The organism is Paenibacillus sp. R14(2021) (genome assembly GCF_019431355.1).
Taxonomy (GTDB): domain Bacteria; phylum Bacillota; class Bacilli; order Paenibacillales; family Paenibacillaceae; genus Paenibacillus_Z.
Window position 1 is genome coordinate 573291 of sequence record NZ_CP080269.1, and the last position, 19671, is coordinate 592961.

General features: G+C 50.1%; 18 protein-coding genes and 1 other annotated feature. Of the genes, 13 read left to right on the top strand and 5 right to left on the bottom strand.

Features of this window, described 5'->3' with window-relative positions:
• Positions 1–120 precede the first annotated feature (120 nt).
• The 7 genes from KXU80_RS02965 (at position 121) to KXU80_RS02995 (ending at position 6874) form a co-directional block, all read left to right on the top strand.
• Entirely contained in the window at positions 121–528 is a 408-nt protein-coding gene (locus KXU80_RS02965; RefSeq protein ID WP_219836808.1) for a MarR family winged helix-turn-helix transcriptional regulator, read from the top strand.
• Between the two features lie 168 nt (positions 529–696).
• A complete protein-coding gene (locus tag KXU80_RS02970; RefSeq protein WP_219836810.1) occupies positions 697–1002 on the top strand; it encodes a hypothetical protein in 306 nt (101 codons plus the stop codon).
• Between the two features lie 329 nt (positions 1003–1331).
• Entirely contained in the window at positions 1332–2312 is a 981-nt protein-coding gene (locus tag KXU80_RS02975; protein WP_219836812.1) for a ubiquinol oxidase subunit II, read from the top strand.
• 18 nt (positions 2313–2330) lie between these two features.
• Positions 2331–4304 carry a cbb3-type cytochrome c oxidase subunit I gene (locus KXU80_RS02980; RefSeq protein WP_219836813.1) on the top strand — a complete coding sequence of 658 codons (1974 nt, stop codon included), beginning with the start codon at positions 2331–2333 and terminating at the stop codon, positions 4302–4304.
• Position 4305: 1 nt separating this feature from the next.
• Entirely contained in the window at positions 4306–4926 is a 621-nt protein-coding gene (gene cyoC, locus KXU80_RS02985) for a cytochrome o ubiquinol oxidase subunit III (protein WP_219836814.1), read from the top strand.
• A complete protein-coding gene (gene cyoD / locus KXU80_RS02990) occupies positions 4927–5259 on the top strand; it encodes a cytochrome o ubiquinol oxidase subunit IV (protein WP_219836815.1) in 333 nt (110 codons plus the stop codon). It begins immediately after the preceding gene.
• Positions 5260–5405: 146 nt separating this feature from the next.
• Positions 5406–5648 (top strand) — a binding site (T-box leader).
• 53 nt (positions 5649–5701) lie between these two features.
• Positions 5702–6874 carry an aminotransferase class I/II-fold pyridoxal phosphate-dependent enzyme gene (locus KXU80_RS02995; RefSeq protein ID WP_219836816.1) on the top strand — a complete coding sequence of 391 codons (1173 nt, stop codon included), beginning with the start codon at positions 5702–5704 and terminating at the stop codon, positions 6872–6874.
• Here KXU80_RS02995 and KXU80_RS03000 read toward each other — a convergent pair.
• A complete protein-coding gene (locus KXU80_RS03000) occupies positions 6860–7771 on the bottom strand; it encodes a LysR family transcriptional regulator (protein ID WP_219836817.1) in 912 nt (303 codons plus the stop codon). The two genes, KXU80_RS02995 and KXU80_RS03000, sit on opposite strands and share 15 nt — an antisense overlap.
• A 121-nt stretch (positions 7772–7892) precedes the next feature.
• Here KXU80_RS03000 and KXU80_RS03005 point away from each other — a divergent pair, with 121 nt between their 5' ends.
• On the top strand, positions 7893–8969 hold the full coding sequence (locus KXU80_RS03005) for a branched-chain amino acid aminotransferase (protein WP_219836818.1): 1077 nt from the start codon (positions 7893–7895) through the stop codon (positions 8967–8969).
• A gap of 97 nt (positions 8970–9066) precedes the next feature.
• Here the strand turns inward: KXU80_RS03005 and KXU80_RS03010 are convergent, their stop codons facing one another.
• The gene (locus KXU80_RS03010) at positions 9067–9951 is read right to left on the bottom strand and encodes a LysR family transcriptional regulator (protein ID WP_219836819.1); all 885 of its coding nucleotides are present in this window, start codon (positions 9949–9951) and stop codon (positions 9067–9069) included.
• A gap of 319 nt (positions 9952–10270) precedes the next feature.
• Positions 10271–11845, bottom strand: coding sequence for an FMN-binding glutamate synthase family protein (locus KXU80_RS03015; RefSeq protein WP_219836820.1), 1575 nt, complete (start codon positions 11843–11845; stop codon positions 10271–10273).
• A 211-nt stretch (positions 11846–12056) separates the two neighbouring features.
• On the opposite strand from KXU80_RS03015, the gene KXU80_RS03020 reads away from it, so the two are divergent.
• The 5 genes from KXU80_RS03020 to KXU80_RS03040 all read left to right on the top strand — a co-directional run bounded on the left by KXU80_RS03020 (position 12057) and on the right by KXU80_RS03040 (position 18338).
• Positions 12057–12620, top strand: coding sequence for a TetR/AcrR family transcriptional regulator (locus KXU80_RS03020; protein WP_219836821.1), 564 nt, complete (start codon positions 12057–12059; stop codon positions 12618–12620).
• Between the two features lie 62 nt (positions 12621–12682).
• Positions 12683–13435 (top strand): 3-oxoacyl-ACP reductase family protein, encoded by a 753-nt coding sequence (locus KXU80_RS03025; protein ID WP_219836822.1) that lies wholly within the window; start codon positions 12683–12685, stop codon positions 13433–13435.
• A gap of 190 nt (positions 13436–13625) precedes the next feature.
• On the top strand, positions 13626–15254 hold the full coding sequence (locus KXU80_RS03030) for a flavin monoamine oxidase family protein (RefSeq protein WP_219836823.1): 1629 nt from the start codon (positions 13626–13628) through the stop codon (positions 15252–15254).
• Positions 15255–15471: 217 nt separating this feature from the next.
• Positions 15472–16191, top strand: coding sequence for a YebC/PmpR family DNA-binding transcriptional regulator (locus KXU80_RS03035; RefSeq protein ID WP_219836824.1), 720 nt, complete (start codon positions 15472–15474; stop codon positions 16189–16191).
• 224 nt (positions 16192–16415) lie between these two features.
• Positions 16416–18338: a sensor histidine kinase gene (locus KXU80_RS03040; RefSeq protein ID WP_219836825.1), complete on the top strand. Its 1923-nt coding sequence runs from the start codon at positions 16416–16418 to the stop codon at positions 18336–18338.
• 34 nt (positions 18339–18372) lie between these two features.
• Here KXU80_RS03040 and KXU80_RS03045 read toward each other — a convergent pair whose 3' ends face one another.
• Positions 18373–18609: an NHLP leader peptide family RiPP precursor gene (locus KXU80_RS03045; RefSeq protein ID WP_219836826.1), complete on the bottom strand. Its 237-nt coding sequence runs from the start codon at positions 18607–18609 to the stop codon at positions 18373–18375.
• A gap of 124 nt (positions 18610–18733) precedes the next feature.
• A complete protein-coding gene (locus tag KXU80_RS03050) occupies positions 18734–19666 on the bottom strand; it encodes a hypothetical protein (protein ID WP_219836827.1) in 933 nt (310 codons plus the stop codon).
• Positions 19667–19671: the final 5 nt, after the last annotated feature.

Consider the following 19671-nt stretch of genomic DNA (forward strand, 5'->3'; position numbering starts at 1 on the left):
GATTTTGAGGTATGATGTTAATTAATATTACATTAGCACCTCAAGAGGCCGATAATGCTACTAGGTGCCTGCAGCTTTAGGCTACTATTTAATGAAACAACGCAGATGAGGAGCTTCGCTATGAATAAGAATAAATTGCCTAAGAATGTGTATGAACAGCTCGCTTATTTTCGCTATCGGATCCGCAAGTTTATTCGCTTTAGTGAAGAGGCCGCCCGCAGCAAAGGAATTACGCCTCAGTATCATCAACTGATGCTGTCCATCATGGGCTTTCCGAATCGCGAGTATGCAACGCCCAAGGAGCTGGCGGAAAGGTTGCAAATAACGCCGCACGCCTGCGTGGAGCTGATTCATCGGTGCGAGGAGCTTGAATTGGTGCAGCGGTTCCCGAACCCTAATGACCGCAGAAGTATCTTTATCCGCCTAACAGAGAGCGGGATGGGGATCCTTGAGGAGCTATCGGAAATTCATATGGATGAACTGAAACGGGCAGGCTTGCTGGAGTTTCAAGAGCATTTTCAGTTATAAAGAGCCGTACAATGTGTCAGAAATATTGACATGGAAACACCTGCTGAAGAGGTAATCTATGAAATAAGAAGGCGTTAATTTTTTCAAAATATATGTATAAATAGTGAACACTTCGTGGCGAATTTGTGATATACTATAGCCATAATCCGTCAACGGGAGTGTTGCGCAATGAACAAACGTCATGAGACAGCAGGCGCGGAATTGATTACCCCTATAGAATCGAAGAAACCTTCGTATTGGACTTCGCTTATGCCTAAGATCGGTTTGGCACTGATGCTGATCGGATTCATTATGAGCTGCTGCTTTGCTTATGAATTTAAAGATACCAATCTCGGCTTAATGGTCGGTTTCGGGTTCATCATCGGCGGTACGCAAGTGCTGCTGCTCGGAAGCTTGTTCCATGCGCTTCAGCCGAAGGTCGTGAAGGAGAGCAGCCTGCCTGCCGTCCAATCGTTGGATCAAATTCAGCCGTAAAAGGTTAGCGCTTTCAAAAAAAGAGACAGCAGCCGCTGTCTCTTTTTTTGCGTTGTCAAGATTGCAAATAATGACAACTTGCATGACCGGAAAATGCCATGGGAAATAAGCCCAAAAGACTGTGAGGATCAGGAAAAGAAAACGTTTTAAAAGGCGATTATTACGAAAGCGGTCTCAATATTGAACGACTGTTGAACGAAAAGTGTCGGAAAAGAAACAGAACATTGACGGAATTGTTAACTGCGGTTTCAATCCGGCGTTCATCTGCTATGCTAGCGTCAAAAGAAACAAAATAAGTGATTCTGCACGTGCTAGGAGATGAGAAGCAGATGAAGAGAACATCCAAAATCCGCGGCTTGATGCTGCTGATAACCGGGTTGTTGACCATGGTGCTGCTGTCAGGATGCGACAGCAAATACGTTGTCTTCAACCCGCAAGGTCCAGTCGCCGAAACGCAGTACCGACTAATTATTTTATCGGTGGTGCTTTGCGCCATTGTCGTTATCCCAGTCTTAGCGATTACGGCTTTCATTGTATGGCGATATCGCGACAAGCCGGACAATAAAGCGCCTTATAAACCGCACTGGGATGACAGCAAAGTGCTTGAAATCCTCTGGTGGGGCATACCGATTGTCATTATTGCCATTTTGGGCTTCTACACGGCCCGTGATACGTATGCGCTGGCGAAACCGCCGGTTACGGATGTGAAGCCGATTGAAATTCAAGTCACTTCGCTCGATTGGAAATGGCTCTTCCAATATCCAGACCAAAATATTGCGACAGTCAATTACGTCCATATCCCTGCCGGGGTGCAAGTGCATTTCGAGCTAACGAGCGATGCGCCGATGAACTCCTTCTGGATTCCGCAGCTAGGCGGTCAGGAATATACGATGCCGGGCATGGCCATGTCGCTGTGGCTGCAGGCCGACCATACCGGCGAGTTTTACGGTACGGGAGCCAACTTCTCGGGTAAAGAATTTGCTCATATGCGCTTTAACGTCATTTCCGAGTCGCAAGAAGATTTCAACAAATGGGTTAAGGGCGTTCAAGGCACGTCGAATGAGCTGACGAAAGCCGGCTATGATGAGCTTGCGAAACCAGGCAGATCTGAAGAACAAACCTTTTCTTCATACCCGCCGGACCTGTTCGATTCCGTTGTTATCAAGAATGGCAACCATCATATGATCATGGGTGATGACAAGGATGCCGACAAAGACGGCGGCAAAACCGACCATGACATGGGCGACATGGATATGACGGATATGAACGATATGAATTCTAGTGAAATGAATCACAATCATCAGGATTGATGAGGGAGGAACACAGCTATGTTTGCCAGTATAAAATCTTTCGCCTCCTCTTTCTTTGTGACAGGCGATCCGCTCATCTATGGCGCTGATGTATCGATCGCGCTGACTTCGATTGCGATTGTCTTCGTCCTCTTCTATTTTAAGAAGTGGGGCTGGCTTTGGAGAGAGTGGCTGACAACCGTCGATCATAAGAAGATTGGAATGATGTATCTGATCGCATCGCTGCTGATGCTGTTCCGCGGCGGCGTGGATGCGCTCATGATGCGGGCGCAGCTTGCTTTTCCGAATGTGGAATTCTTGCATGCAGATCATTATAACTCGGTCTTCACGACACACGGTACCATCATGATACTATTCATGGCGATGCCGATGATGTTCGGACTCTTCAATATGGTCGTGCCGCTGCAGATCGGGGCGCGCGACGTTGCTTATCCATATTTGAACGCCGTCAGCTTCTGGCTGTTCTTATTCGGCGCGATGCTGTTCAACTTAAGCTTCGTTATCGGCGGTTCGCCGGATGCAGGATGGCTCAGCTACCCGCCGTTGTCCGAGATGTCGCATAGTCCCGGCGTCGGGCAGAACTTCTATATTTGGGGGATCCAAATATCGGGGATCGGTTCGCTTGCAACGGGGATCAACTTCATCGTTACGATTCTCAAGATGCGCGCTCCAGGTATGAAAATGATGAAAATGCCATTGTTCAGCTGGTCTGTATTCTCTAGCTGCATCATGATTATCTTTGCTTTCCCAATCTTGACAATTACGCTTGCACTGCTCTTCGTTGACCGTTTCTTCGGCGGCCATATCTTTACGATTGACGGCGGGGGAAACCCGATGATGTACGTCAACTTGATCTGGATGTGGGGTCACCCCGAGGTGTATATCGTGGTGCTGCCTGCATTCGGTATCTTCTCCGAAGTCGTGGCGACGTTCTCGCGTAAACGGATTTTCGGTTATAAATCGATGGTGTATTCGCTGCTTAGCATCAGTATCTTAGCCTTCTTCACTTGGGTCCATCACTTCTTCACGATGGGTTCCGGCGCAGACGTCAACGTCTTCTTCGCGTTAGCGACGATGGCGATCGGGATACCGACCGGGGCGAAAATATTCAACTGGCTCTTCACGATGTTCCGAGGACGGATTCGGATGGAGCAGCCGATGCTGTGGACGCTCGCGTTCATACCGTGCTTTGTCGTCGGTGGAGCAACGGGGGTTATGCTCGCTGTAGCGCCCGCCGACTATCAATACCATAACAGCTACTTCCTGATCGCTCACTTCCACCAAGTGCTCATCGGCGGCGTCGTGTTCGGTTATTTGGCGGGGATTTACTACTGGTGGCCGAAGCTGTTCGGCTTCAAGCTGAACGATCGTCTTGGTAAGTATGCGTTCTGGCTCTGGAATATTGGTTTCTATGTTTGTTTCATGCCGCAATATGCGCTTGGCTTCATGGGCATGACGCGCCGTGTCTACACGTACGGCTGGGATATGGGCTGGGCGCCGCTCAACCTCGTATCGACCATCGGCGCAGTACTGATGGGTATCGGCTTTGTGTTCCAAGTCTGGCAAATTCTGTACAGCGTCAAATTCGGCGAGCGCGATACGACTGGGGATCCTTGGAATGGCCGTACGCTTGAATGGTCGATTCCATCGCCGCCGCCGCTTTATAATTTCGCGATTGTACCTGAGGTCGATGAACGCGATTCGTATTGGGAAGAGAAGGAACGCCGCAATTTCGCACCTGCGGAGCCCGTCCAGGCTTCGAAGCTGGAGGCTATTCATATGCCCAAAAATTCGGGCATACCGTTCATCTTCTCGGCGTGCTGGTTCGTTGCGGGCTTTGGTTTCGTGTTCGGCTGGCTGTGGATTGCTTTCGCAGGCTTGGCCGGTGTCGGCATAACGCTGTTAATCCGCTCCTTCCAGTACGATACGGATTATTACGTACCGGTTAAAGAAGTGGTCGAGATTGAGAAATCAGCAGGGAGGGCGGTTTAATATGGCGCACGCTATTCAAGGACATTCGAAGCACGGCGCGGATTCGCATGATCATGGCCACCATGATCAAGAATCGCTCAAAGTGCTCGGCTTCTGGATATTCCTCGTCACGGACTGTCTGCTCTTCGGTACTTTGTTCGCTACGTACGTCGTTCTTCAGGCGCATACGGCTGGCGGCCCGACGGGCAAGGAATTGTTTGAAATCCCTGGATTTGTCGCAGAGACGTTCATTCTCTTGACAAGCAGCTTTACGAGCGGCTTAGCCGTTCTTGCAATGAATAAGGGCAAAGTCAATCAGCTGATAGGCTGGTTGATCGTCACGGCCATTCTCGGCGCAGCATTCGTCGGTCTTGAAATCAACGAGTTCGTGAACATGGTGCATGAAGGCGCGACGATTTCGACAAGCGCGTTCTTGACCGCATTCTATGTCCTTGTCAGCACGCACGGTATTCACGTTTCCGTTGGTCTGATCTGGATGATCGGTCTTATGATTCAGTTGAAGATGAAGGGGATTAACCCTGTCACGCGTCGTAAGATCACGGTCATCAGCTTGTATTGGCATTTTCTCGATGTGGTTTGGATCTTCCTCTTCACGATCGTGTATTTGATAGGGGTGATGTAAATGAGCCAGCATGCAGCAAGCCACGGTCATGACGAGCATGAGTCGCACGGATCGCTGAAGTCGTATATTATCGGCTTTATTCTATCCATCGTGCTGACGCTCATTCCGCTCATCATCGTATTTAAAACCAACATGGGCAAAACGGCCGTCATCGCGACAATTATAGCGATGGCTATCATTCAGCTGCTTGTTCAACTGTTGTTCTTCATGCATATCCGCGAGGGCGAGAAGCCGCGCTACAATGTCATGGCACTCATACTCGGACTCTTCATCGTGGTCGTTATCGTGCTAGGTTCGGTGTGGATCATGTCGTTCAACTCTGTCGTGCAGTAGCAGCTTGGTCCTTGAATCAGCCGAATCCGTCCTGTGTGGACGGGTTCGGCTTTCTTATATAATCCGGTGATGGACATGACTGCGGTGAATTGCCTATTGACGCTTCTTTGATCTCTGCTCTATAATGACAACTAACTTCATTACGTAAACATTCGTGGAAGAGAAAGAGTACGTCAAACCGTCTGATTCACAGAGAGTTGGGGCAGGTGCAAACCAACATTCAGGCGCTGGCCGAAGCCGTCTCCGAGAAGCACGCTGAACGTCAAGTAAGCGATGCCGTATGCCCGGCGTTAACGGGACGCGTATGCATGCATGCGCGGAAGAGTGCCGATTTCCTGCGGGGAATTGGAACTAGGGTGGTAACACGGGTATAACAGCTCGTCCCTTTATGGGGACGGGCTTTTTTGCGTGCATTTTGAATGAAACAAAGGAGGAGCAACGGATGAGCGGAACAACGTTAACGGATTTATTGTCCCCGGCTGCACGCAGGATGCAGCCGTCGGGTATACGGAGGTATTTCGACTATGCGGCGGGCAAGAAGGATATCATTTCGCTTGGCGTCGGCGAGCCGGATTTCGTGACGCCGAAGCATGTTCGCGACGCGTGCATACAAGCGCTTGAGAGAGGCCGCACGACGTATACGTCGAATGCCGGCATGCCGGAGCTGCGCGAGGCGATCGTGAATTACCTGCGAGACGGATTTCAGCTGGAATACGATCCCGCTAACGAGGTTATTGTTACGGTAGGCAGCAGCGAGTCAATCGATTTGGCCTTGCGGACGATCATTTCCGAAGGCGATGAGATTCTCATTCCGGAGCCCTGCTTTATTGCCTATTCTCCGATCGCAGAGCTATGCGGAGGCGTGACCGTGCCGATCGAAACAACGGCGGAGCAGCAATTCAAGCTTACGGCGGAAGCGCTCAAGGCGAAGCTGACGCATCGTTCAAAGGTGCTAGTCCTCAGTTACCCGAGCAATCCGACAGGCGCAATCATGACACGGGAGGACTGGGTTCCGATTGCGAAGCTTGTCCTCGAACATGGACTCATCGTCATCTCGGACGAAATTTACGCTGAGCTGACCTTCGGCGCGGTTCACGCAAGCATCGCGTCCCTCCCAGGCATGATGGAGCGAACGCTTGTTGTCAGCGGCTTCTCCAAAGCTTTCGCCATGACAGGCTGGCGTGTCGGCTATGCGTGCGGACCGGCGGAGCTCATTGCAGCCATGTTGAAAATCCATCAGTATACGATCATGTGTGCGCCGATTCTGAGCCAGATCGGTGCGATTGAATCGCTGGTCAACGGCCTCGAAGAGAAAGACCGGATGGTGGATTCCTACAACCAGCGGCGTCTCTCCTTCGTTGACGGGCTTCGCGGGATTGGGCTGCCGTGCCATGAGCCGCTTGGTTCTTTCTACGCGTTTCCGTCGATCGCGCACACAGGGCTGACTTCGGATGAATTTGCGCGGCGCTTGCTGGATGAAGCCGGTGTCGTAACCGTTCCCGGCCATGTCTTCGGGGCCGGCGGGGAGGGCTTCATCCGCTGCTGCTATGCGACATCCCCATCGCAGCTGGAGAGCGCATTGGAGCGCATGGATGTCTTCCTACGTTCGCTCTGACGAAGCTTCCTGGAAACAGGCAATGAAGCGCTGCGCACGCTTCGATAAGAGATGATCCTTCAGCCACAGGATGCCGGTATCGGACTCGAAGCTGGCGTCGCGAATCGGGAGCATGCGAATATCGCCGGACGGAAAAGAAGAGAGGATCGATTTTGGAAACACGGTCGCGCCGATGCCGGCTGCGACCAGTGACATAATGACCGCGACGCTGGAGCATTCGCAGATGATGCTCGGCTCGAGTCCATGTCGACGGAACTCGTTCACAACCTGCTCATGCATGCGAATTGTCTTGTCCGTCTTCAGCGTCAGCAGCGGGTATTCCGCCAGCTCCTTCATGGTGATTAATCCGTCGTCGCCGGCAAAGGGAGTCCAAGACTTCGGAAAGACGGTGACATAGGGGTCGGAAGGGAGCGGGAGCATCGATAATTTGGAAGGCAAAATGCCTGTCTCGAAGGGCAGCCGCGAGATGACCAGCTCGATAGTTCGTTTCTCCAGCATCTCGCCGAGCAGGAAGTGATCACCCTCGTTGATCTTGTACGTAATCTGAGGGAAGGCTTCACGCAGCTTACGGATCGGTTCAGGCAGGATGGAGATGCACGACACGACGGCACCAATCGACAAGGTACCCCGGATCCCTTCTTCAAGCTCCTTGACCTCCAACATGGTTTCGTCAAGCTGGAACAGCAGCGACTCCGCCTTGGACTTCAGGAGTTCACCGGCTGCAGTCAGCGTCAATTGCTTTCTGCCGCGTTCGAAGAGCTTGGCACCAAGTTCTTCTTCCATGAGCATAAGCTGGCGGCTTAGCGGCGGCTGTTCCATATGCAGGCGTTTGGCCGCGCGGGTAATCTGTTTCTCCTCGGCGATGGCGAGAAAATATTTTAACTGCTTTAGCTCCATAATAGCTCCCATTAGCATACCTTGAAGGTATGCGAAATTAATAAAACCGATATTATTACTATAGTCATGCGCGTAGTACAATAGCAACTAGTTCGGACTTTTGAATAAGGAAGGGATTCATATGCAGGCAGCAACATCGATTGCGATCGAACGCACACAATCGCCTAAAGCCAAGCCGCCGCAGGATCAGCTGGGCTTCGGCGTATATTTTACCGACCATATGTTCGTGATGGATTATACGACAGAAGAAGGCTGGCATGGATCGCGCATCGTGCCCTACCAATCCATTGCGCTTGATCCCGCTGCGAAAGTATTTCATTACGGACAAACGGTATTCGAAGGGTTAAAGGCTTACCGAACCGAGGACGGACGCATTTTGTTGTTCAGGCCGGAAGCCAATTTCGCGCGAATGAACCGATCGAATGAACGGATGAACATGCCGCCCATTCCGATTGATATGGCCATGGCCGCGATTAAGGCGCTTACGCTGGCCGACCAAGATTGGATTCCGACGGATGCAGGCAACTCGCTTTATATCCGGCCGTTCATGATCGCAACGCAGGCGACGCTTGGCGTGCAGCCTTCGGAGCGCTATCAGTTCATCATCATCATGTCGCCGGTCGGCGCGTACTATCCGGAAGGCATTAATCCCGTCAAAATATTCGTGGAATCGCATTACGTCCGCGCGATGATCGGCGGCGTCGGGGAGGCGAAGACAGCAGGCAACTATGCAGCAGGACTCAGGGCGCAGACGGCAGCGAAGGAGCAGGGCTACACGCAGGTGCTCTGGCTTGACGGCGCTGCGCACAAGTATATCGAGGAAGTCGGCAGCATGAATGTCTTCTTCAAAATCGGCGGCACCGTTTATACGCCTGCACTTAACGGAAGTATATTGGATGGCATAACCCGGAACTCCGTTATCCAAATGCTGAAGCATTGGAACATTCCGGTCGTCGAGCGGGTTCTGTCTATCGAGGAGATCTACGAGGCGGGCAGGGACGGTACGCTCGAAGAAGCCTTCGGCACGGGCACGGCAGCAGTCATATCGCCGGTGGGTGAGCTGTGCTGGTTAGGCGAGAAGCTGGTCATATGCGGCGGTGAGACCGGAGAGCTGTCGAAGAGACTCTACGGGTCATTAACGGGCATTCAATACGGCAGAGAAACCGATCGGTTGCAGTGGATGGTTGAAGTGAAATAAGCTATAGAAGCAGTGAAATAAGGAGAAGTAAAATAAGTCATACGAGAAGAGACCGCGCCATCATAGACGCGGTCTCTTTCATTTGCGTGTGTTTTCTCTATAGGGCTTCCAATTGCTCGTTAGAATCCTGCATCTCCGAGAGGAATACTTGAAGCGCAGGGGTTACCAATGCATCCTTGCGTCGTACGAAAACCGTGCTGACCTTGGCGTATTTCTCGGCAATTTCGTGGATGCGAACTTGATCGCGATATTGCGGCATGTCGACGGTGGAGCGCGGCAGCAGCGTGATGCCAAGGCCCGCGGCTACGCAGCCGATGATGCCTTCGAGCGTGCCGAACTCCATGATTTTGACCTGAGCGGCGCCTTCGTCGTGCAGCATGCTGGATAGCTTCGAGCGATACGAGCAGCCGTTCCGAAAGACCAGAATGGTGCGGCTTGCCAAGTCACTGATCCGGCGGATGACCGGATGGTCGACAGCCGTGACAAGAACGAGCTCTTCTTCGATGAAGGTTTCTTGAACAAGATCCGGATGCTCGACGGGAGACGCGACGAAAGCGCCATCTAGCTCATAATGGAGTACGGAGCTTATGCCTTCATCGCTCGTCCCCGTGGAGATAGACAAATCGACATTCGGATAGCGTTTATGGTAATTAGTCAGCAGCGTCGGCAGTCGAACGGCGGCTGTCGTCTCCAAGGACCCGATGTGCAGCGGGCCTTGAGGGGAGGTGGTGCCGGTAATCGCCTGCTTGGCTTCGTCCGTCAGATGAAGGATTTTCTCGGCGAAGGGCAGCAGCGTATGGCCGGACGGGGTCAGCAATATTCCCTTGTTATGACGGTAGAAGAGCTGCGTGTTCAAATCCGCTTCCAGCTGCTTTATCTTGTTGGTGACATTGGATTGCGCGTAGCCCAAGTGCTGCGCAGCCTTGGAAATGCTGCCTTGGGCAGCAGTAATATGAAAGACATGGAGCAAATGAAGATCCATTGTTGGTTGCCTCCGCTCACAAATCCGTATGTACGGATTTGCTATCTGATCTATGTATAGTTGATTGCACTCCTATGTATTATACAGGATAACAAGACTTACGTAAGCCTAAACGCATCGTATAGGGGCGTGACAGTCGCTGATCGCTAAGATGTCATGTCCAGAGCGTTATCGATGCGGCATGCTTGCTGTTGACATCGCCTCATGGTGTCATCCAATTAAAGCTTGCCATTAAAGAAGCTGTCCTGTGCGCATCATTGAATGATGACAGGGACAGCTTCTATTTCGCGAGTGGCGAATTCCTCTCCTTAAGGGATACTCACACCATTGTCTCAGGATAAGGGAACAAGTCGACAATTCGCGTGCTCTGTCCGCTTTCATTCGTGAAGACGACGTGCTCGCGCCTGAAGCCGCGCGGACTCTCCAGGCCGCAAGCGGCAGCTAGCGAGAATAGACCCTCCCGGAGTTGAAGAATATAGTTCATGACGCGCCACTGCTTCTCTTCCGGGACCAGCGCTTCCTGGTACTTGGAATCCGTTGTCGTGATGCCGGTCGGGCATTTGCCCGTATGGCACTGCATCGCCATTATGCAACCGTTCGCCATCATGAAGCCACGGGCAGAATTGACGCAGTCTGCACCGAGCGCAAGCGCTATGGCAACTTTGTCGGGGGTAACCAGCTTACCGGAGGCGAAAATTTTAATTCGGTCCCGTATGCCAAATTTACGCGCGGTGTCGTCCAAGATGAGCAGCCCTGCAAACAATGGAAGCCCCATGCCGTCGGCCATCGCTTTGAAGGTTGCGCCGGAACCGCCTTCCGAGCCATCGACGGTGATGAAATCCGGATAGATGCCGGTATCCAGCATTGCCTGGAAGAACGGTTCAAGCCGTTTGCCATCGCCGACGACGAGCTTCACGCCGACAGGCTTGCCGCCTTCGTCTTGCAGGGAACGAATGAATCGCAGTGCCTCCTCGGGGTTCGTCAGCGACTCGAAGCGATTTGGCGAATTGACGGTCTTCCCAACCTCGACGAGGCGCGCTTTCGCTACGGGCACTGTCACTTTGGCGCCTTCTAGATGGCCGCCGCGGATTTTGGCGCCTTGATGGAATTTGAGCTCGAAAGCCTTGATATTCGGCAGGCTTGCTTTATATCTGAAGGCTTCCAAGGAGAATCGTCCGTCTTGATTGCGAAAGCCGAATAAGCCCGGCCCAATCTGGGAGATGATATCGACACCGGTCTCAAGGTGAACGTCCGCAACGCCTCCTTCTCCGGTATTGATCCATGAGCCGCCCGCCATCAAGGCGCCGCTTCCTGTCGATTGAATATAGTGTTCGCCGACTGCGCCGAAGGAAGTGGCCGAAGCGCCGAACATGCCCTTGAGCCGCCAAGGCTCCCTGCGATCAGGTCCGATCACGATGACGTCATCCTCGTGCAGCAGCCATGGCTTCACTTGATCTTGAATGAATTTCTCCTGGCGCGTGAAAAGGCCTTCATTCGTAATGACGTATTTCTTGCCTGGCCGTACTATATCGTTATCGACGCGAAGCTCGCTTGTAAGCTTAGGGAACATGGCATTCGACAAGTAATAACCAGGCTTCTCGTAATCTCGCCTTCCGCCGAAGGAGATAAGGTCCGTCCGGTATTTGGCCGCATAGACCAATCCGACGAAATCAGCCCGCGAGAACGGCCTGCCGTCGTTGTCGTTATCGAACCAATATTGGCGAAACTCCGGACCGAGCTTCTCCAGCAGGTAGCGGACCCAACCGAGAAACGGATGCGAGCGGATGATGGAGTGCTTCGGCTGTTTGGATAATACGAGCATATAACCGAAAAAAACCAGAGGAGGGACGAGAATAAGAATGAGCAGAACGACCAAAATAACGGTAAAAAGCATGCGTAAACCCTCCAGTAGACGATAGATGATATGCAATGAGCAGGAGCAGGTATATCTTACCACGAATCCGTAAAATCATTCATGACGACTATGATTGACCCTGGAAGCATGGGTAGCGGTCTCGCGGAAAAAAAATTCGGAATGATCGTTCCTTAAAGTATTGTTTTCTGACGTTCCCTATAGTAATATGTGTGCAGGGGATGAGATGCCAATGGCTAGAACAAAGGAATTTAATATCGATGATGCAATCGAGAAAGCAATCCAAGTGTTCAGAGCGAAAGGCTATGAAGGCACCTCGATGCAGGACCTGGTGGACGCACTCGGACTGAGTCGAAGCAGCATTTATGAAACCTTTGGCAGCAAGAAGGACCTATATCTATCGGCCTTAGACCGTTACGGAGACAGCACAAGTGAATCACTCACCGCTGTTCTTTATGAAGCGGGTCCAACGAGAGAATTGCTCCTTCGCTTCTTCGATAAATTCATTGCGCATAATACGCCTCATAGCTGTTTGATGGTGAATGCATCTTTGGAAATGTGCGATCATGCCGACGTTTCGGCAAGAGTGCAGGCATCAATGGCGGGCAATGAACGTGCTTTCTACCAATTGCTGACTCGCGCTATGTCGAATGGCGAGCTGAAGGGCAGCCCTAATTTACGTGCCTTGTCGAAATATCTCGTGAATGTGAGAAACGGGATCACCGTCTCTGCTTCCGCAATGGACCGGTCGTCGTTAGATCATATCGTAAAGATGTCACTCACCTTTTTAAAGTAATTTTTTTTGACCTTTTTCGGAATGCTCATTCCCGATAATTTAGTTAAGGAGATGCAAACCATATGACAACACAAACAAATTCACTGACGGGTAAAGTAGCATTCGTAACCGGAGGTTCCCGCGGTATTGGAGCCGAAATCGTGAAGCGTCTCGCTTCGGACGGTGCAGCCGTAGCGTTCACCTATGCAAGCGCGGAACAGAAGGCAGCCGAATTAGTGAAAGAGATCGAAGCGGCAGGCGGTCGTGCGCTAGCTATTCGTGCAGACAGCGCGAATGTACATGAAGTTAAGGACGCGGTAGACGAAGCGGTGAAGGTATACGGCGGCGTTAATATTCTGGTCAATAATGCCGGTCTGCTTCTCACGAAGCCTTATCATGAATTCACGACAGAAGAATTCGATCAGATGGTTGCCGTTAACGTACGTGCCGTATTCGCAGCCGTGCAGGCGGCGGGTCCGCTTATGGGCGAAGGCGATCGCATTATTACGATCGGCAGCGTTAATGCGGATTCGAGTGGCTTCCCGGGAATGAGCTTGTATTCCATGTCCAAAGCTGCTGTAGCCGGTCTTACTCACGCTCTGGCACGGGATTTGGCGCCTCAGGGCGTAACGGTAAACAACATTCAACCGGGTCCGATTAATACCGATATGAACCCCGCTGACGGCCCAAATGCGCCGTTCCTTAACTCGCTTATGGCGCTTGGCCGTTACGGCAAAACATCCGAAATTGCGAGTCTGGTCGCATACCTGGCATCGCCGGATGCAGCATTTATCACGGGTGCGTCGATCGACATTAACGGCGGATTCATGATCTAATTCTTTCTATCGTTTGCGGGCCGCCGATCATCTGAACCATCAGGTGAACGACGGCCTTTTTCTTATGTGCTCGTGGATCGTGGAAATTCGAAAAACAGTTATTCGCGTACTTCCTATCATTTGGATCTTGCATATGCTGGTTTAAGAGAATCAAGTAGACAAGCAAATACGAGTTTCGAAGGATGATAGCATGCCGCGCACACCGTTAGCCAGATTGCTTCGAGAGATATATGTGGTTGCAAACTTATCCAAGGAGAAGAAACAACCGATCGGGCATATCCTGCACGAACAGCAGGATCGCCGCAAAGTCATACTCCAACGTATGAGAGAGACGAAGCTTGAACAAGAGGATAGCGCATTGGTTCCGCCAGAAACACCAGACCCCCGAAAGGCAGAGGTTCATGGACAAGCAGCTGTCGCGCCGCGTATCGTCATCATCGGAGCCGGCCTTGCCGGATTGGCTTGCGCCTATAGACTGAAGCAAGCCGGTATTAACGCGATGCTGTACGAAGCCGACGACAAGCCGCATGCCGGACGTGTAAGCACCCGGTACGGCGAATTCGATGAAGGACAAATCGCCGAGCGCGGAGGGATGCTCATCGATACCGGACATCGGGCCGTCATTCGATTGGCGCGTGAATTGGGGCTTCGATTGACCGATTTACTCGCAGCAGAAGCAGCCGGTACGGAGCCGCGGTATTTTTTTGACGGCGGGGCGTATACGTTCACCGAAGCGGCGGAGGACTTTAAATCGATTATGAACAAGCTGAACCGGGATACGAAGCAAGCGGGGTATCCTACGTTGTACAATCGATACACGCAGCATGGGTTCCAGCTCGACCAACTGTCCGTTATCGATTGGATCAATTTGAACGTTCCCGGCGGCACGCAATCGAAATTCGGCAGACTGCTGGATATCGCCTGCAACATTGAATACGGCGCGGAATCCAGCGTTCAGAGCGCGCTGAATTTTATTTATTTGCACGGATTTCTGGCGGAAGAGGATGCTTTTCGCATGTTTGGCCTCTCCGATGAGCGGTTTCATATACGCGGCGGCAACGAGCAGCTGATCCATCGATTGAGCACCAAGCTGGATGAAGCGAATATCGTTCGCGGGACGCGGCTGACAGCCATCGCCGAACAATTGGACGGGAGCTATAAGCTGACGTTCCAACGCGATTCCGCAAGCATGGATGTGATCGCGGATAAGGTCGTGCTGACCGTGCCGTTCAGCATCCTGCGTTCTTCCGTCGATATAAGCAAGGCCGGGTTCAAACACCTCAAACGCCAAGCGATTCAAGAGCTCGGCATGGGGATCAACAGCAAGCTGCATCTGCAATTCACCGACCGTCACTGGCAGTCGCTGCATGCGAACGGCGACACGATCGCCGATACGGGTTACCAGAACACATTCGATGTCGTACGCGGACAGCCGGGGACAGCAGGCATGTTGGTTGATTACACGGGAGGGCGTATCGGCGAGGGCATGGTTACAGGAACGGCTGATGAGCGGGCCATCCAGTTTCTGCAGCAGATCGAACCCGTGTTACCTGGGCTCAGCGGGAAATGGAACGGGAAGGCGGCCAGGGATTACTGGCTGGGCAATCCCTATTCCCTTGGATCCTATTCCTTTCGCAAAATCGGGCAGTATACGGCATTCGCCGGCGTGGAAGGGGAGCGGGAGGGGGCTGGCGGGAATTGTCACTTTGCCGGAGAACACACGTCCATTGCATTCCAAGGGTACATGAACGGAGCGGTTGAGAGCGGAGAACGAGCGGCCAAAGAAATTGTTCAAGACATGAAGAAGCGAAAACCATAAATAACGGAAAGATAGCTGTAATAACGAGTAACCGGTTCCTGCATGCAGCGGGAGCCGGTTATTTGTTGTAATTCGATCAAAAGTACGCGGGAAATTGTCATTTCTTTGGGTATTTTTTCGGTTAGAACTTGTTCAAGGCTATTCGAACATGTCATAATAAATAAAGTAATGTTCTTGTCATCAATTTGAAAACATATGAAAGCGGGAATCGAACACAATGGGTCGTAAATGGAACAACATTAAAGAAAAGAAAGCTTCGAAGGATGCCAATACAAGCCGTATATATGCGAAATTCGGTCTTGAAATCTATGTAGCCGCCAAGAAAGGCGAGCCGGACCCGGAATCCAACCAAGCGTTGAAATTCGTTCTGGAGCGCGCCAAAACGTATAATGTACCACGCGCCATTATTGACCGTGCCATCGAGAAAGCGAAGGGCAGCTCCGACGAGAACTACGTTGAACTGCGTTACGAAGGCTTTGGCCCGAACGGATCGATGGTGATCGTGGATGCACTGACGAATAACGTGAACCGTACAGCGCCGGAGGTCCGCTCCGCATTTACGAAGAATGGAGGCAGCATGGGCGTCAGCGGCTCTGTATCGTATATGTTTAATTCAACAGCAGTCTTCGGCGTGGAAGGCAAAACCGTCGATGAAGTTCTCGAGCTGATGATGGAAGCCGACGTGGATGTACGCGATATTACCGAAGAGGACGAAGCGGTAATTGTATATGCGGAGCCGAATCAATTCCAAGCCGTACAGGACGCATTCAAGCAAGCGGGAATAACAGAGTTCACAGTTGCGGAGCTGACGATGCTTCCTCAGAACTATGTGGAAATTCCGGAAGAGTCCCAAGCACAGTTCGAAAGACTCATCGATATGCTGGAAGACCTAGAGGATGTGCAGCAGGTCTATCATAATGTAGAATTTGGCGAGTAATTTTTTTTACCGCTAAAAATAGGAAGAATGATTACAAAAGCCGCAGGTTTGCGGCTTTTTATTTGCAAATGCATAAGAAAAGAGACAATATCATCCAGATGCGCTAAGATAATAGTAAATAATTTTGTTCATTCATCTAGCAGGCATTGTGAAAATTTTGTCGAATTTTTAAGAAATAAGAGATGATATTGCTTCTATTACAAAGGTTTGAGGTGCCAGCAGGGATGATGCTAAAAATAGTTTTTAGACTATTGATTATTTTCATTGGTTTGGTCGGCGTTGGACCAAGCATCGCTCAAGGGGCGTCAAATGCCGCGAGCGATAACGAAATTACATCTTGGCAGATTCGCTGGGAGCGCGCATCGGAAAAAACAGCGTCTCCTGAACAAGCAGCTGGTGCCGGAGAATGGCAGACCATTCACATGCAACATCCCCTTATAACAAAACCGGATGAAACTGTTTCTGCATGGGTGAAATTTAAGCTGCCTAAACTGAATAATAATGAAGGCTTGTTCTTTCCTTTAGTTTACGGGCAGACAGTAACTGTTTATAAGAGCGGACAAGTGTTGTTCCACTCGGAACGTAAGTACTGGTTCGACATTAATCGCGTTTTGATCCCGCTGTCGGAACAAGATTCCGGTAAAGAAATTTATTTTCAGCTGCAGAGTGATACGGATCGTTTAGGCTTGGGAGCCGGAATGGAGATCGGAGATTATCAGAATCTTGTCCGATCGTATTCGAAATACGATATACTCGATATTATTATCGGCAGCGCTTTTATTTTCGTGGCACTTGTTATGTTGGTTTGCTCCGTGTTTCTTGTCCGCAATCAGCTCAAAAGTTGGATTTCGTTATGCTTCATTATTTTACCGATCGGTGGAATTTTGATTGGCTACTCCCCATTCTTGTATACCTTCTACGGTCAATATGGGTATATTTATTTAGCAATTTTCGATATCTCCCTGTACATTTTCTTACCAGCACTGATGTTTTTCTTCGAATTGGTATTCGGCAGCGGCTATCGCAATATCGTATCGTATTTCCGACGATTTCAAATCTATTATTCCATCTTTGGCCTTATCTTTTTAGCTGTTAACCGTATGTCAGCGGATAAATTCCAACATGCATACTTTTTCGTTTCGGTTACTTTCATAGGCTTAATTATGATTGTGCAATTTATACTTATTCTAGGTATTCTTCTTCAACAATTGTTAAGGAAAAATATCGATTCCATTATCCTTTCAACAGGGCTTGCGATTTTTGCGATCGTAAGCATAGCTGAGTTATTGAAATTTTATGCATCCTCGCAAACCTATAATTTGTCCTGGTGGAAATGGGGACTCGTTGCGTTTGTGCTCTCCCTTATTATTCTTCTTGGCCGCAGATTTACTTACCAGCATAAGCTGATCGTAACGTATTCTAGAGATTTAGAGATCTATAATCTTGAACTTCAGCGATCGGAGAAAATGGAAATTATCAGTCAACTGGCTGCTTCAGTCGCCCACGAGGTTCGCAACCCGCTGCAGGTGACGCGCGGCATGCTTCAATTGTTAGGAGAGCGTAACACTTACTCAACAAGAGAAGGCGAATACTATAAGCTTGCCATTGATGAGCTCGATCGCGCATCGACAATTATTACGGATTTCCTTACCTTTGCCAAACCGCAGCTTGAGCAAGTGATTGAGCTTAATTTAGCCGAAGAAATCAAACATGTTGAGGGCATTATCGTACCGCTTGCAAATCTTCAGGGCGGTCGAATTGAAATCAATGTGCCTAAGACGTTGATGATTATCGGGAATTCTTCCAAGCTTAAACAAGCGTTGATCAATATCATCAAGAACAGTATAGAGGCTTTGGAAGGCGACGGAAGTGTTCGCGTTTGGGCTTACCAGGAGAAGGAGCACGTTGTTATTCATATCGCAGACAGCGGCAACGGGATGGATGAGCGAATTCTTGCCCGGCTCGGTGAACCGTATTTTTCTAATAAAACAAAAGGTACGGGTCTAGGGCTGATGGTTACGTTTCGGATTATTGAAGCCATGCAAGGGACGATTGAATTCAAGAGTCAGAAGGGAATTGGAACGGAAGCAACGATTCGCTTTCCTATTGCAAGCGTTGAAAAAACAAACGCGAAGGTCCCTATGTGACCTTCGCGTTTGTATATGTAATGGGGTTGATATTTTACCAAACCTCTTCGACACCATCCGATTTGGATGCATCACCTGGGTTTTGAGGAATAACCAAAGCTACTTTGGATTCCGATTCTTCCACGACAATAATTTCTACGTCATCCGGCAAAATCAGGCCAAAAGCTTCATTTAACGCGCCTTTTGGATCAGCTAGCAGCTTAGCTTTGAAAGATTCGTCCGACCAGGCTTTTTCAATAATTTGCTGTTTTAATTCTTGTTCCTGACTCATTGATGAACACCTCTTCGATAGGGATATAATACCAGTCCTAGTGTACCATTAAGTGAGACTATTGTTCTACTATTATTTGATAAAATACGACAAAATGTGTGTAAATAGGACGGTATAACCAATTTCACCTTATCGTAGACAACAAACGAGAAAATCCACCATCAAGATGCAGCCTTTTGTTACGGTCGATTGAAGAGGCTTCGATGGTTAATTGATCACGAAGATGAGCCTGAAAGGCATTTAAATGGGGGATTGACACGTTCAAGCTCAGACTAAGTACGCAGTTTTCGGCAGCAAGCTGTGCGTACCGATTTAATGCGCCATTGAGGTAAATGGCGTTTTTGATTTCGACGATTGTCATAGGAACCGCAGGAGTTGATTGTTGTTCTAGGGCGATCATGTTTAATAAGCTGTTAGCGGTGTTTAACGCGAAGTCTTCTTCCCAATCCGAATAGTCGTCCGAAAGCTGCAACGTTGCAAGCGTGAGATCAATTGCACAGGTAGTCTCTTGTTCGAGTTCTAGCTTTCCTGCTAGCAGCAGCGCTCCGGTACTCGCCAATTTGACAGGAGACGCTTTAAGCGCGAGTTGCTGCATATCAATCGGATGTGAATAGCCGGTATTCTCGCTGGATACCGCAATCGACCATTCCGTTACATAGGTACGATAATAGCTCCAGAAGGGCGATTGATGATGGAATAAGGATTGGTAAAGCTCAAGCATCGATAGTTGAAACAAATTGCCGAGTGCAAGCTGGTTTTTCCAATCTTCCGGAGCGGTGTCCATTAAGTCATCCTGAATGAAGAAGTAAAGCATGACAAATACGTTGGCCAGTGAAAGCTTACGGTAATGCTCCGGTTGAAGTTGGGTGATCGGTTCCATCCAGTAAGGGAGCAGATAGCAAATATAGTTCTTGGTGCCGGCTGGGTTCAACGGATTGAAAGCCTTCAAGTAATTCAAGCCAAGTTCATTCAGAGACGCGGGATATGCTCCGATGCGGGCTTCCGCTTCATTGAAAACGAGTTGCATTTCTTGTTCATACTCCGTTTTCCATAGCATTGCTG